Annotated in this window: 15 protein-coding genes and 2 pseudogenes; 8 read left to right on the forward strand and 9 right to left on the reverse strand. The window is 50.2% G+C overall.

Going from position 1 to position 13,297, the window contains the following annotated elements:
• Positions 1–10: 10 nt before the first annotated feature.
• The 6 genes and pseudogenes from LOZ86_RS17580 to LOZ86_RS17605 form a co-directional block, all read right to left on the reverse strand.
• Positions 11–1,207 (reverse strand): beta-ketoacyl synthase N-terminal-like domain-containing protein, encoded by a 1,197-nt coding sequence (locus LOZ86_RS17580; protein WP_039513031.1) that lies wholly within the window; start codon positions 1,205–1,207, stop codon positions 11–13.
• A complete protein-coding gene (locus LOZ86_RS17585; protein ID WP_052012054.1) occupies positions 1,200–1,688 on the reverse strand; it encodes a 3-hydroxyacyl-ACP dehydratase FabZ family protein in 489 nt (162 codons plus the stop codon). The genes LOZ86_RS17580 and LOZ86_RS17585 overlap by 8 nt, the downstream gene beginning before the upstream one ends.
• Positions 1,672–1,947, reverse strand: a complete 276-nt coding sequence (locus LOZ86_RS17590) for an acyl carrier protein (RefSeq protein ID WP_039483717.1) — start codon at positions 1,945–1,947, stop codon at positions 1,672–1,674. The genes LOZ86_RS17585 and LOZ86_RS17590 overlap by 17 nt, the downstream gene beginning before the upstream one ends.
• An 82-nt stretch (positions 1,948–2,029) precedes the next feature.
• Positions 2,030–2,758, reverse strand: coding sequence for an SDR family NAD(P)-dependent oxidoreductase (locus LOZ86_RS17595; protein WP_111778868.1), 729 nt, complete (start codon positions 2,756–2,758; stop codon positions 2,030–2,032).
• A gap of 688 nt (positions 2,759–3,446) precedes the next feature.
• Complete coding sequence (locus LOZ86_RS17600) at positions 3,447–3,845, reverse strand: hypothetical protein (protein ID WP_039483715.1); 399 nt, start codon at positions 3,843–3,845, stop codon at positions 3,447–3,449.
• Positions 3,842–4,165, reverse strand: a pseudogene (locus LOZ86_RS17605) (conjugative transfer ATPase); the annotation flags it as partial. The pseudogene LOZ86_RS17605 and the gene LOZ86_RS17600, both read right to left, overlap by 4 nt.
• 145 nt (positions 4,166–4,310) lie before the next feature.
• Here LOZ86_RS17605 and LOZ86_RS21625 point away from each other — a divergent pair.
• Complete coding sequence (locus tag LOZ86_RS21625; RefSeq protein ID WP_488656300.1) at positions 4,311–4,646, forward strand: DDE-type integrase/transposase/recombinase; 336 nt, start codon at positions 4,311–4,313, stop codon at positions 4,644–4,646.
• 9 nt (positions 4,647–4,655) lie between these two features.
• Here the strand turns inward: LOZ86_RS21625 and LOZ86_RS21630 are convergent.
• Positions 4,656–4,706, reverse strand: a pseudogene (locus tag LOZ86_RS21630) (hypothetical protein); the annotation flags it as partial.
• Here LOZ86_RS21630 and LOZ86_RS21635 point away from each other — a divergent pair.
• The 4 genes from LOZ86_RS21635 (at position 4,691) to pspG (ending at position 7,903) form a co-directional block, all read left to right on the forward strand.
• Positions 4,691–4,864 carry an integrase core domain-containing protein gene (locus LOZ86_RS21635; protein WP_479687431.1) on the forward strand — a complete coding sequence of 58 codons (174 nt, stop codon included), beginning with the start codon at positions 4,691–4,693 and terminating at the stop codon, positions 4,862–4,864. The pseudogene LOZ86_RS21630 and the gene LOZ86_RS21635 overlap by 16 nt on opposite strands.
• Before the next feature lie 727 nt (positions 4,865–5,591).
• Complete coding sequence (locus tag LOZ86_RS17615) at positions 5,592–6,218, forward strand: LysE family translocator (RefSeq protein WP_039483685.1); 627 nt, start codon at positions 5,592–5,594, stop codon at positions 6,216–6,218.
• Between the two features lie 224 nt (positions 6,219–6,442).
• Entirely contained in the window at positions 6,443–7,465 is a 1,023-nt protein-coding gene (gene dusA / locus LOZ86_RS17620; protein WP_039483682.1) for a tRNA dihydrouridine(20/20a) synthase DusA, read from the forward strand.
• Positions 7,466–7,630: 165 nt separating this feature from the next.
• Positions 7,631–7,903 carry an envelope stress response protein PspG gene (gene pspG / locus LOZ86_RS17625; protein WP_039483681.1) on the forward strand — a complete coding sequence of 91 codons (273 nt, stop codon included), beginning with the start codon at positions 7,631–7,633 and terminating at the stop codon, positions 7,901–7,903.
• Between the two features lie 399 nt (positions 7,904–8,302).
• Here pspG and LOZ86_RS17630 read toward each other — a convergent pair whose 3' ends face one another.
• Positions 8,303–9,286 carry a quinone oxidoreductase gene (locus tag LOZ86_RS17630; protein ID WP_039483679.1) on the reverse strand — a complete coding sequence of 328 codons (984 nt, stop codon included), beginning with the start codon at positions 9,284–9,286 and terminating at the stop codon, positions 8,303–8,305.
• 247 nt (positions 9,287–9,533) lie between these two features.
• Between LOZ86_RS17630 and dnaB the strand changes: the two genes are divergently transcribed.
• The 3 genes from dnaB to LOZ86_RS17645 are packed head-to-tail and all read left to right on the forward strand — an operon-like array spanning position 9,534 to position 12,695.
• Complete coding sequence (gene dnaB, locus LOZ86_RS17635) at positions 9,534–10,940, forward strand: replicative DNA helicase (RefSeq protein WP_039483678.1); 1,407 nt, start codon at positions 9,534–9,536, stop codon at positions 10,938–10,940.
• A gap of 41 nt (positions 10,941–10,981) precedes the next feature.
• Positions 10,982–12,064, forward strand: a complete 1,083-nt coding sequence (alr, locus tag LOZ86_RS17640; RefSeq protein ID WP_039483676.1) for an alanine racemase — start codon at positions 10,982–10,984, stop codon at positions 12,062–12,064.
• On the forward strand, positions 12,057–12,695 hold the full coding sequence (locus tag LOZ86_RS17645; RefSeq protein ID WP_039483673.1) for a hypothetical protein: 639 nt from the start codon (positions 12,057–12,059) through the stop codon (positions 12,693–12,695). Before alr ends, LOZ86_RS17645 begins: the two co-directional genes overlap by 8 nt.
• A gap of 40 nt (positions 12,696–12,735) precedes the next feature.
• Here LOZ86_RS17645 and LOZ86_RS17650 read toward each other — a convergent pair whose 3' ends face one another.
• Positions 12,736–13,233, reverse strand: coding sequence for a M48 family metallopeptidase (locus LOZ86_RS17650; protein ID WP_039483672.1), 498 nt, complete (start codon positions 13,231–13,233; stop codon positions 12,736–12,738).
• Positions 13,234–13,297 lie beyond the last annotated feature (64 nt).

Here is a 13,297-nt window from a genome sequence, read left to right on the forward strand (position 1 = left end):
CGATGACTCTCTAGTTGTTAGCATCGAGAATTAATGCTGCATTAATTCCACCAAATCCTAATGCCGTAACCAGCGCAACACCGGAACCTGGCGCAATATAGCGCGGTTCATTCAGAACCACGTCTAAGTTGCTGAAGACATTATCTGTTGAATGCGCTACATGCGGCAGAACGCCACTTTGCAAGGTTTCGCAAGCAGCTAACACATTGAAGCAGCCGGATGCCCCCATCGTGTGTCCCAATACTCCCTTGGTTGAAGTGCAGGGCGGGGATGTCTCACCGAAAAGAATCTGTGCGGCTGCAGCTTCTGTTTTGTCGTTCTGAATCGTTCCGGTGCCATGCCAGTAAATGGCTGAAATATCACTGGCAGAGAGTTTGGCCTGATTTAGCGCCTTCTGAATAGTCCAGGCGACACCTTTCGGAGCCGGCTCCACCATATGCGCGGCATCACAGTAAACGGAGGTGGCGACAATGGTACCTTGCACCTCTTCTTTTTTGAGAATGCCCTTTCGCGCCAGTAGTAGCGCCACCGCACCTTCACCTACCGTCGTACCATCACGGTCAGAACTGTAAGGTGTGCATCCACGTTGCGACATGGCACCAATATTATTAAATGCGACGGTGGCCACTCTGGACAGGGTATCAACCGCAACAAGCAACACCGCGTCAGCAATACCGAAATCAATCATGTCACAGGCATATGATCCTGAAACCAGTGAAGTAGCACAGGCCGCCGAAGTAGTAACACCTTGTAAATTTCGGCCAATGCCACGATTAACCGATGCGATCAGACCATCGGACAGCAATCCTTCAGCAATATCATCATTTAATCTGTCACGCGCATTTTCTGCATCTAGATCGACCAGTGTTGAAAGCGGTCCCGGATCGCCATGAGAGGTGGCTACAACAATCAGTATCCTCAGGTTTTCATCTTGCTGATATAAGCCATCAAGCATGTCTTTCATTTGGCTGGCGACAAAAAATGCCGCATCATTTGTCCTATTTTTAAAATCAGTATTATCAGAGATAGTTTCAATAATCGATAATGGCGGGCTATCTGGCCAGCCGCGAATAAAATGCTTACCGGTCGAGAACATCGCCTCACCGCGCAGCAATTTATTCCAGCATTGCTGCCAACCATTACCAACATTTGACAGAACAAAACATTGTTTCGCGATATCGATACTGTTGCGATAGTGATTACTCATCGAGTCCACCCTTGCTGAGAAATGCCCCAACACCAGAGACCTTGCAGACTTTCCTTTCTCCGGCAAATATCACGCCTTCATAGAAGGTCTTACCAGCAACAACATCGGTAATCGATAAATACCCTGTGATCAGTTCCCCAATCCGCGCCGGCGAGATAAACTCCCCTTTACAGCGGCCTAAAACAGCAGTTTGTTCACTTGGTGGCGCCTGAGAAGTCAGGGTGCTTAACAACATCGTTGCCTGCCCCATAAATTCAATGAGAAGTACCCCAGGCATAATACTGGGACCATCAGCCAGATGAGCCGCCATCATCGGATCAGCTCCTGAGATCGCTTTATTTACTACGATGCTTTTTTCATCCCAGCGCACAACGTTGTCAATTAATAGCCAAGGTGAACGATAAGGTACTAACCTAATAATTTGATGGTAGTCAAGTTGCTGCGGATAGAGATTGATGAGTTGCCTATTTTCCATCAGCATCGTTTTTATTCCGGATAAGTTTCACGATAAGTTCACGCAAGTCGTTACCAGTTAATATTTTCGGCATTTCCGCTTCCGGTACTTTTACCTTGAATCCCTTTTGCATTTCGACTAATAATGCCACAGCACCCAGCGAGTCCATTTCATATTCTTCATAAAAATTAGCTGACATGCTAAATTCATCGAGTTCTTTATCAAGCGCTACCTCTACTATTTCTTTTATTTTATTTTCGGTCACAGCCATAGAATTATCACTCATTATTATTTCCTTATTTTTTAATTAAAAAATCAAGTCAGATATTTAGCACCATCATAAAATTTAACAGTTGGGTAATAAATAGTTAGGCTGCTGTCATGCCACCATCAACCTGAATTATCTGGCCGGTTATATAGCGAGCTTCAGCTGTTAACAGGTAATCAACCAAGCTCGCGACATCTTCGGGCTTACCGACTTTTCTTAAAGGGGTTTTCTTCAATAGCCTTTCTACAGACTTTGGCGGAGTATCCTTAACCATTCGACTTTCAATAATACCTGGCGATACAACATTACAGGTTACTCCATAGCGTCCTAATTCCACCGCGATAACTCGACACATCGACTCCAAAGCGCCCTTAGTGGCTGAATAACTTAACTGGCCGGGATTACCTTTTGTCGCCGAGACAGAGCTAATTAATACAATCCTGCCATCCTCTTCCGTCACGATTTTTTTTGCGACCTCTCGGATTAAATAAAATGCACCATTTAAGTTAGCATCAATAACCGAATGCCATATCTCATCAGAAATAAATGAAATAGCAGAGTCTCTCACAATACCAGCACAATAAACCAGATCAGGACTGGCGCCAAAATCGCGTTCAACTTTAGTGACAAGTTCGGTCACTTGCGCAGAATCTGTGACATCAATCTGATACCAAATTGCGGAAGGTATATCGACCGTTGGCGCAGAACGAGGAGAATGGGTTAATGCCAGTTTTCGACCAGACTGACTTAATCTCACAGCTACCGTTTCGCCAATATTTCCACTAGCACCAACGATCAAACATGGGCGGCCTTCCAATACATTCGTCATTTCAGCCTCTTTGAAAATAATTTATTGTGATAAAAAACTCATGATTACACCGATATCTTACAAAGACACTTAAATAAGACTAAACCATAAACTTAAATTCATATTAATTATTTTTATCTTCACTAAAAATATACTTTTAAACACATAACTAAAACTGCGACAAATATCTCATTACCAACAGCAACTCATATATTTATTAATGACTCGTTGAGGATTTATTGAGATTTTATTGGGCTTTATTGAGGGTTTGTTGAATAAACCAGAGTTGGCCGACAGGATAGCTCCCGCCGATACACTCGTTATGCGATCTAGGCACTATCCGGCATATCCAACAACATCATTCGGGTCTGAACTCGCTGTGCTAGAATAAACTGCGCGACAGTAAGACGCCAGCAAGTCCCCCCATGCTCCATACTGGCAACGTTGACGTCGCATGCGGATAATGGAAAAAATTCTTTTTTTTGAACAAGTATAACTATTGCAATTGAGTATATTCCCGCAGATACGACTTTAGCCAGACTCTAAACGCAACCGATAGGACTGAGTAATCATGTGGTTATAGCATGTACTGCCACCGTAAAAAACAGTATGGTATCAACAACTTCACCCCACTAACACGCCTGCGGCTTGTTCAACTGGTACAGGCTCCGCAAAGAAAAACTTTTGCGAATCCGCACCAGTTCCCGATTTACTCTTTTTCGCCTGTCACCTGCTCAATAGCTTTCAGCAACCACATCATGTCTGTCTCATCGGAGACATTGATGTACCAGCATACGCCACGCGCGTATTCATTATCATCTGGCCATACGGTATTGCCGGCAACCGTAATGAGGAGATCAAGCGCCTTTCCTGTCGGATCGCTAATATGTACCGAAACGCAGAAACGGTTTCCTACACGATGAGGTAACACCGAAAGTTGAGCTGGGCAGGTCAGGCGTTTTCGCGCCTCATCGCCCAACTTCGCAAGCTGGCTAGCGTCTCCTTCTCCAATACGGGCAACACCTTGCGGAGGCATATCAAACAGGACTGAAAACGGGAGCGCATTATCCGGTACCACTTCAGGTTTAGACATCGTTAATCGCTTCACGCCGCCTCCGCTTCAGTCATGATTCCTCTTGCCTTATCCCGTTTTTTCGCCACCAGAAAAACTGCTTCCAGCTCACTACAACCATGTTCGTTCATCAGTTGCTGGCGTTCCACTTTTTCTTCTTTTTCTGTCATACCCAACGCCAAGTAAAGGCTGGGAGGAACAGCTCTGAATAAGGCTTCTACCCGTTTAGCCAGAACCACACCTTCCGTATAGCATCGGGGTAACTTTGTCGCAGAGAGCAACATCGCCTTTTGCTCTTCATTCAGATTTTTGAACCGCGAGATTTGCTCCACTTCATCCGGAGGCATGGTCAGACACGGTAATCCCCCCGAAAAAGCGGTGTGTTTATAAGTAGAATTTTCTCGTAATCTGAACTGGAGATTTAGTCTGTGTTTTTTGTACCTGCGTAATGTCAAAGGCTTCAGGTTCAACCACAAAAGGGTATACCGGATTTATTGCGAGTTGTCGCTGAACATGCGAATCAAGCCGAAAAAACGGCTGAAACGGGATAAACCTGAACCGCTGGCGGTGCCTGAAAACAGAAACGAATGCTGGTCGATGGACGTCATACATGATCAGCTATCGGATGGTCGTTCAGTCCGTTTGCTGAATGTTATTGATGACTTTAATCGTGAAGCACTGGCAATTGAGGTGGATTTTTCCCTGCCCGCCAGTCGGGTAATCAGAACGCTGGAACAACGTATTGAGTGGAAAGGGAAACCGACGGCAATACAGTGTGACAACGGGCCGGAATATACGGGGAAGATACTGATGTCATGGGCGGTTCATAGAATATAACCCTTCGTTTTATTCAGCCCAGCAAACCTCAGCAGAATGCCTATATTGAACGATATAACCGGATGCTGCGTTATGACTGGCTGGGGCAATACCTATTTACATCACTGGATGAATTGCAGAATTATGCCACTCAGTGGCAATGGTTTTATAATAACGAACGTCCGAATATGGCGTTGAATGGCTACACACCGATGCAGCATATTCAACGCATAATCTGATTCTACTTATCACCTCTGCTAAAGATGGGGGGGTTACCATTGACCATCGGATGAAACGAAGTTATCCAGCATACCCAAATATGATTTTTTTATTTCATCAGAAAGAATTTGAGCAAGCTCTTTCTCTTCAGTTATTTATATCGCTAATAAAAACCACCTTCTTATTCATATATTCGCCTATAAAATCATTAAAAAAAATCGCTGTGCTATCAAATTTCTCTTGTATAAAAAATAAATACCCGCGTAGAACCTCATTTACCATCGAATAGATAATGCTCCGGCTGGAACAGCCTCTCGATTGGGCTGAAGCAGGGCGTCAAAGACAAACCAATCTGCGCACCTTGATACTCACACGGCTGACGCCGCATCTATTTAGTACCGTAAATTGGGCTACCATAGAAACAGGCAACATTCCACAGTTTGTTCCAGCTCTGCAAGTACACTAGATGGCACAATATTTTTTATAAGCTTTTCTAATATATACCTTAAATGATTCGATTTGCAGGAAAGTGACAAGAGGGGCGTTGTTTAAAAAATGTCAGGCTTATCGTATGTCAGGCTTATCGTTATGTATCCCACCAGCGCCAGCAACAGAATATTGATAAGGAGGACAAACAGCATCCCCCCTTTTCTGTTACCATCCCGTGTTGAAAAACTAGCAATATATATGTGAATATATATCGTTTCATATTATCGCTTTCACAGTGAACTACACGCAGGAGAAACCATGAGCCTTCACCTCTGGCTGGCTTATACAGGCATCATCATCGCCCTGATTGCCATTCCGGGCCCATCAGCCTTGATCAGCATGTCGCACGGTTTACGCTACGGCGCTTCACGCGCAACCGCAACCGTACTCGGCGGCGTCAGCGCGGCAATGATATTGATGTCCTGTTCAGCATTGGGGTTAGGTGCCATCCTCGCGGCGTCAACCACCGCATTTATCGTATTAAAAATTATTGGGGCGGTTTATCTCATCTGGTTAGGCATCGCGTCATGGCGTTCCAAGGATATGAGCACCACGGAGCAGGACGTGCAGGACGCCTCGGCTCCAGGCTGGTTTCCGCTATTCCGTAAAGGCTTTCTGGTCGGGATCAGCAATCCGAAAGATCTGCTGTTTTTCGCCGCGCTCTTCCCAAACTTTATCGATACCAGCGCCCCGCATACCTTGCAGCTCATCATTCTCGCTGCGACCTGGGCAGTCTTCGATTGCAGCATTATGTTCATCTATGCCTGCACCGGCCGCCGTCTATCTGGCCTTTTCTCCAACCCGCGCCGCATTAAGCTGTTTAACCGCTCGACGGGTGGGATCTTTATTCTCGCAGGCACGACATTGGCAGCATCAACGCGTTAATTAACGGGCTCCTGCAGCCTTCATGCTTGCAGGAGCAATACCATGACGAAATCAGCAATGCCCTTCTCATCTCTATCCGATAGCGACTGCGCGATCGCTTCTCTATGTTATAGTGCGTTTTACCGTCTCTGTTAGAGCCTGAAACAAGAAGGGCAACAGGGATGCTGACAACGATCAAACCAAACAACACCGCCAGACACACACCAAACGATGACTGACAAACTATGACCGACGTAAAATCAGGTACGCACAACACGGTATCCACTGGCTCCCGCGCTTCTCGCCTTAACCGCTTCTCCATTGCGCCGATGCTCGACTGGACCGATCGCCATTGCCGTTATTTTCTTCGCCAGTTGACTAGCCAGACGCTGCTGTATACCGAAATGGTGACAACAGGTGCGATTCTTCACGGCAAAGGCGACTATCTGGCCTACAGCGAAGAAGAACACTCCCTGGCACTGCAGCTCGGCGGTAGCGACCCGCAAGCGCTGGCGCAGTGTGCCAAACTGGCAGAACAGCGCGGCTATGATGAAGTTAACCTGAACGTCGGCTGTCCGTCCGACCGTGTACAGAATGGCCGTTTCGGTGCCTGCCTGATGGGCGAAGCAGCGCTGGTGGCAGACTGCATCAAGGCGATGAAAGACAGCACCTCTATCCCGATTACGGTGAAAACCCGCATCGGCATTGACGATCAAGACAGCTATGAATTCCTGTGCGACTTTATTCAAACCGTCGCCGAACGCGGCGAGTGCGGTACCTTTATCGTCCACGCGCGTAAAGCTTGGCTATCGGGCCTGAGCCCGAAAGAGAATCGGGAAATCCCACCGCTGGATTATCCGCGCGTTTACCAGCTCAAGCGCGATTTCCCGGCGCTCACCATTGCCATCAACGGCGGCGTCAAAACGCTGGAAGAAGCCAAAACGCATTTACAGCATCTGGACGGCGTGATGATGGGCCGTGAGGCTTACCAGAATCCCGGTATTCTGGCGCAGGTTGACCGTGAGCTATTTGGCATCGACACCACCACGCTGGATCTGGCTGGCGTGGTGCGAGCCATGTATCCCTATATCGAGCGCGAACTCTCTGGCGGCGCGTCATTAGGCCACATTACGCGCCACATGCTCGGCATGTTTCAGGGCATCCCCGGCGCTCGCCAGTGGCGACGCTATCTGAGCGAGAACGCCCACAAACCCGGTGCCGATGCTGCGGTGGTAGAGCGTGCGCTGGCGCTGGTTAATCTGGTTTAAAAAATACTAATAGTTAGTTTTTTTCATCAACACTCTTTCCTTTCTCTTCCTGACGCCGCTGGTAAATCAATCACTTACCAGCGGCACATCTTGGCACGATTCTTGTTATAGCTTATGTAGCACGCAGAACTTTTCTCTGCGGTTTAACCGCTACAGGAGCACACCATGTTGGAAATTTTCTTCGTTATTGGCTTTTTTATCATGCTGATGTTGACGGGCGTGTCACTGCTGGGCGTGATTGCGGCACTGTTTGTCGCGGCCCTTTTTATGTTGATTGGCGGGCTGTTTAGCATCGCGATAAAGGTGCTGCCGTGGCTGATTGTAGCCGTCGCGGCGGTGTGGCTGTGGCGCAAATTTAGCGGTCGACCTGTCTACAACTCACACCGCTATACCTATCGAAAATACACGTATCGCCAGCGCAACGGGAATGAGTGGTAATGCCAGAAAGGGAAAATCTGGGTTACACGAAAATGAGTTGCACACGAAAATGATGGGCAAGGCCGTGTTTAACACGGCCTTGTTTGAATACTACATGTTTTAGTACGGCCTGTTTTAGTACAAAAGTGTGCGCCAGCAGATATTTTTTCCCGGATGTGGCTGCTAGGATGACGCCACAGTTTGACACCCGATTGTTGTTTACAGGGTGAGCAAACTAAACATGGTAAATAAACCATGGTGGCAAAAAGCCACACGATTTCATCATCGTCAGGGAAATAATAGCCGCACAGCGGCACTTTCGTGACGATCACCACGCTGTACCCTACATACAGTCTGATGAAATTAGCGTAACGGCCAAGGCCTCCCCTCGGGAGGCCTTCTGCTTTTCAGAAACAGACATTAGGGAATCAGCAGACATGAGCCCTGCGTACTGCGGCTTTCCAGTGCCCTATGAGCAGCCTGCGCATCCGCCAGCGCGAATTTCTGGTTCTGCGGCACATCTACCGTAATCGCCCCGCTGGCGATCAGTGAAAAGAGTTCATTGCTGGCCTGTTCGAGTTCGGCACGGTTCGTCACGTAGCCAAACAGCGACGGACGCGTGACGAACAGCGAGCCTTTCTGGTTCAAAACCCCCAGATTGATGCCGGTGACCGGCCCGGACGCATTACCGAAGCTGACCATTAATCCGCGACGGCGCAGGCTATCGAGAGAAGCTTCCCAGGTATCTTTCCCAACGGAGTCATACACGACGTTAACCTTCTGCCCATCGGTCAGTTCTGCGACGCGCTGTGCAATATTTTCGGTACGGTAATTAATGGTCGCCCAGGCACCTGCCTGTTTTGCCCGCACCGCCTTCTCATCGGAACCCACCGTCCCGATCAACTTCGCCCCCAGCGCCTTTGCCCACTGGCAGGCAATCAGCCCAACGCCACCCGCTGCGGCATGGAACAGGAAGACTTCATTTGGCTTGATTTCATACGTCTGGCGCAGCAGATAGTAAACCGTCAACCCTTTCAGGAAAGAGGCCGCAGCCTGCTCAAAGCTGATGGCATCCGGCAACAGCGCAACCTTCTCCGCCACCACGTTATGCACGTCGCTATACGCGCCCAGCCCAGACTGCGCATACACCACGCGATCGCCAACTTTCAGCACGCTAACCCCTGCCCCGACTTTCGTCACGACGCCTGCCGCTTCGGTTCCCAGCCCGGAAGGCAAATCAGGCACCGGATACAGGCCGCTGCGAATATAGGTATCGATAAAATTAATGCCGATGGCGCGGTTCTCAACCTGAACCTCTCCCGCCGCGGGGTCGGCAGGCGTGAAATCCACATATTGCAGAACCTCTGGGCCACCATAAGCTCGGAACTGAACGCGTTTTGCCATGTTATCTCCTTAATCGTGACAGGTTCGTTATCTCTCTATAATACATATACCCTAAATAATTCGAGTTTCAGGCAGGCGGCAAGCGAAGGAGTCCGATGAGCTTACTTGAGTAAGTGATTCGGGTGACTAAGCGAAGCCAACGCACAGGCAACGTGAAGTATGACGGGTATATTGTGTTATTTCGGACGAGTGGCATATACAATGCCCCCTAATCCAATAGCAGATCAACCGGTAAAGAACCCGTTTCATGGCAGAGAAAAGACCCACCAATAAATCGAATGGACCCCGTGACCGCCAGATGGAAGGTCTGAAACTTCCGCCACATTCGCTGGAAGCGGAGCAATCGGTATTGGGTGGCCTGATGCTCGACAATGAGCGCTGGGATAATGTCGCCGAGCGTGTTGTTGCGAACGACTTCTATAACCGCGCCCACCGCCTGATCTTCACCGAAATGCATCGTTTGCTGGAAATGAGCAAGCCGATCGACCTGATTACGCTGTCCGAATCGCTCGAACTGCAAGGCTCGTTGGAATCCGCTGGCGGCTTCGCCTATCTGGCTGAACTGGCAAAGAACACGCCGAGCGCTGCCAACATTGGTGCCTACGCCGACATCGTGCGCGAGCGCGCCGTGGTGCGTGAAATGATCTCCGTCGCCAATGAGATCGCCGATGCCGGCTACGATCCACAGGGTCGCAGCAGTGAAGATCTGCTCGATCTGGCGGAATCCCGCGTCTTCCAGATCGCCGAAAACCGCGCCAGCAAAGATGAAGGCCCGAAAAGCATCGACCGCATTCTGGAAGATACCGTTTCCCGTATCGAGCAGCTTTACCAGAAGCCGCACGATGGTGTGACGGGGGTCGATACGGGCTATCAGGATCTCAACAAGAAAACCGCCGGCTTACAAAAATCCGATTTGATTATTGTGGCAGCCCGTCCATCGATGGGTAAAACCACCTTTGCGATGAACCTGTGTGAACATGCCGCCATGACTCAGGAAAAGCCCGTGCTGATCTTCAGTCTGGAGATGCCCGGCGAACAGATCATGATGCGTATGCTAGCCTCCCTGTCTCGCGTGGATCAGACCCGCATTCGTACCGGTCAGTTGGACGATGAAGACTGGGCGCGTATTTCCAGCACCATGGGTATCCTGCTGGAAAAACGCAACATGTACATTGATGATTCCTCCGGCCTGACGCCGACCGACGTTCGTTCCCGCGCTCGCCGCGTGTTCCGTGAGCATGATGGTCTGAGTCTGATCATGATCGACTACCTGCAATTGATGCGTGTGCCGTCACTGTCCGACAACCGTACGCTGGAAATTGCGGAAATTTCCCGCTCGCTCAAAGCGCTGGCAAAAGAATTGCAGGTTCCGGTCGTCGCCCTGTCGCAGCTTAACCGTAGTCTGGAACAGCGCGCCGATAAGCGCCCGGTTAACTCGGATCTGCGTGAATCCGGCTCCATCGAGCAGGATGCCGACCTGATTATGTTTATCTATCGTGATGAGGTCTATCACGAAAACAGCGACCTGAAAGGCATCGCTGAAATCATTCTGGGGAAACAGCGTAACGGCCCGATTGGTTCCGTTCGTTTAACCTTTAACGGGCAGTGGTCGCGCTTTGATAACTATGCCGGCCCACAATATGACGATGAATAACGCAGCGCTCAGCAATGACAACACTGCACTAAGGAACAAGAATGAAAACGGCAACTGCCGTCATTAACCGGCGTGCTTTGCGCCACAACCTGCAACGTATCCGTCAGCTAGCGCCTGACAGTCAGGTCGTTGCCATCGTGAAAGCCAACGCCTACGGCCATGACATGATCGACGCTGCCCAGACCTTTTCCGACGCTGATTGCTACGGCGTCGCTCGGCTCTCCGAAGCGCTGGCACTGCGCGCCGCGGGTATCACCAAGCCAATCGTCCTGCTGGAAGGCTTTTTCTCCGCTGACGATCTCCCGCTGCTGGTGGAACACAAGCTAGAAACCGCCGTTCACAGCCCTGAACAGCTTGCCGCACTGGAACAGGCCACGCTGCCACAGCCGATACCCGTGTGGATGAAGCTCGATAGCGGCATGCACCGCCTTGGCGTTCTGCCGGAACACGCCGACGCGTTTTGGCAGCGCCTGACCGAATGCCGCAATGTGGTTCAGCCAGTCAATATTATGAGCCACTTTTGCCGTGCCGATGAGCCTGAGGCGGGAACCACCGAACGCCAGCTCGCCTGCTTCGATGCCTTTACGCAGGGTAAGCCCGGCGCACAGTCCATTGCGGCTTCCGGCGGCATTCTGCTGTGGCCGCAGTCGCATCGCGATCGCGTTCGCCCCGGTATTATTCTCTATGGCGTGTCGCCGCTGGATAACGAAGACGCCGCGCATTTTGGCTTCCAGCCTGCGATGACCTTTACGTCTCACCTGATTGCGGTACGCGAACACAACGCGGGCGAATCTGTCGGTTACGGCGGCACCTGGACCAGCCCGCGCAATACCCGTCTGGGTGTGGTCGCCGTCGGCTATGGTGATGGCTATCCGCGCTGCGCCCCAGCCGGTACGCCTGTGCTCATTAATGGCCGTGAAGTGCCGCTTTCTGGCCGCGTATCAATGGATATGATTACGGTGGATTTAGGGCCGGATGCGCAGGACAAGGTCGGCGATGAGGTCATTCTTTGGGGGCCAACGCTACCGGTTGAACGCATTGCCGCGCATACGGGTGCCAGCGCCTACGAGCTCATCACGCGCTTAACCCAGCGCACTGCGTTGGAATACGTCGACGGTGAGTAAAAACGGACCGACTGGTTTTTATCGGCAGGCTCCTGGCTTGCCGACCTTAAAACGAGTTATCTACTATGCGGCAAGCTGGCTTGCCGTCTCCGCTATTCTGACGCTGTTTGCCCTCATAAATTTCTACACCCTGAAACCAACGGATGTCGGCGGCACGCTATTTGGCGGCATGTTTGATGCGATGTTCGATTTGATCTACTGGTCTTGTGCTGCATCGGGATTCTGCTTTCTGGCGCTCTTTCGACTTTCAGGATGGCGTGTTGCTTGGATACTCGCAGGGCTGGTGCAAATCGGTATCAGCGCCCTGTGGCGCATTCAAGATTGGCAGGCGTATGAAAACGAAGAGCTGATACTTTCCCCGATGCCCGGTGAACTGTATGTTTCCATGCTGGTAGGCGCAGGCATGACCGCCATCGGCGTTGTGAAATATCGACACGCGCGGCGCAACCCAGTCGCTCCACGCCCAACGAGTGCTAAAACGGTCGCCGCATTGCTGCTGATCGCGCTTTATCTGGCATTCCCTCTGCACCTCTACCTACGCGAACCTCTCCCCCACTGCGCCTTCAGCCCCAGCGGTCAGCAGTTAACAGTGTGTCTGGGAGACAATGACGAGCGGATCATTGTGGAGTAATGGATTTACTGCCGCATAGACAGCTTAGAAAACGTAGATCCTAACCCGCATTTATTTCCCGCCAATTCAGCCAGATTCGCATATCAAATTCCAACTGATGATAATCAGGATCCATATGGCAGCAAAGTTGATAGAAGGCCTTGTTGTGGTCTTTTTCTTTTAGGTGGGCGAGTTCGTGTATCACGATCATCCGCAGGAAATCTTCCGGCCCGTCACGGAATAGCGTCGCTATTCTGATTTCGTTATTGGACTTTAATTTTCCACCCTGCACGCGCGCCACAAAGGTATTGGTTCCCAGCGTCCCTTTTATCGGATTTTGTTTATTGTCGTAAAGCACCTTTGATATTGCTGGGGCGTTTTTTAGATAGCGCTGTTTCAGCTCAGCGACAAACTGATAGAGCGATTTATCACTCTGGATCGGATGGCGAGCAGGGTATCTTTTTTCCAGCCAGAGGCCGAGTTTGCCTTGATCGAGAAGCGTTTGTGCTTGTGCAACAATCGTTGGGGGATAGCCGTTCAGGTAGCGTAGTTGGGTCATGGGATTTTTATCACACAGGCCACTGAGTTAAGCGAGTTCACAACGGTGAGTCGGTTAAGCCAGT

The organism is Pectobacterium parvum (genome assembly GCF_020971565.1).
Classification (GTDB): domain Bacteria; phylum Pseudomonadota; class Gammaproteobacteria; order Enterobacterales; family Enterobacteriaceae; genus Pectobacterium; species Pectobacterium polare.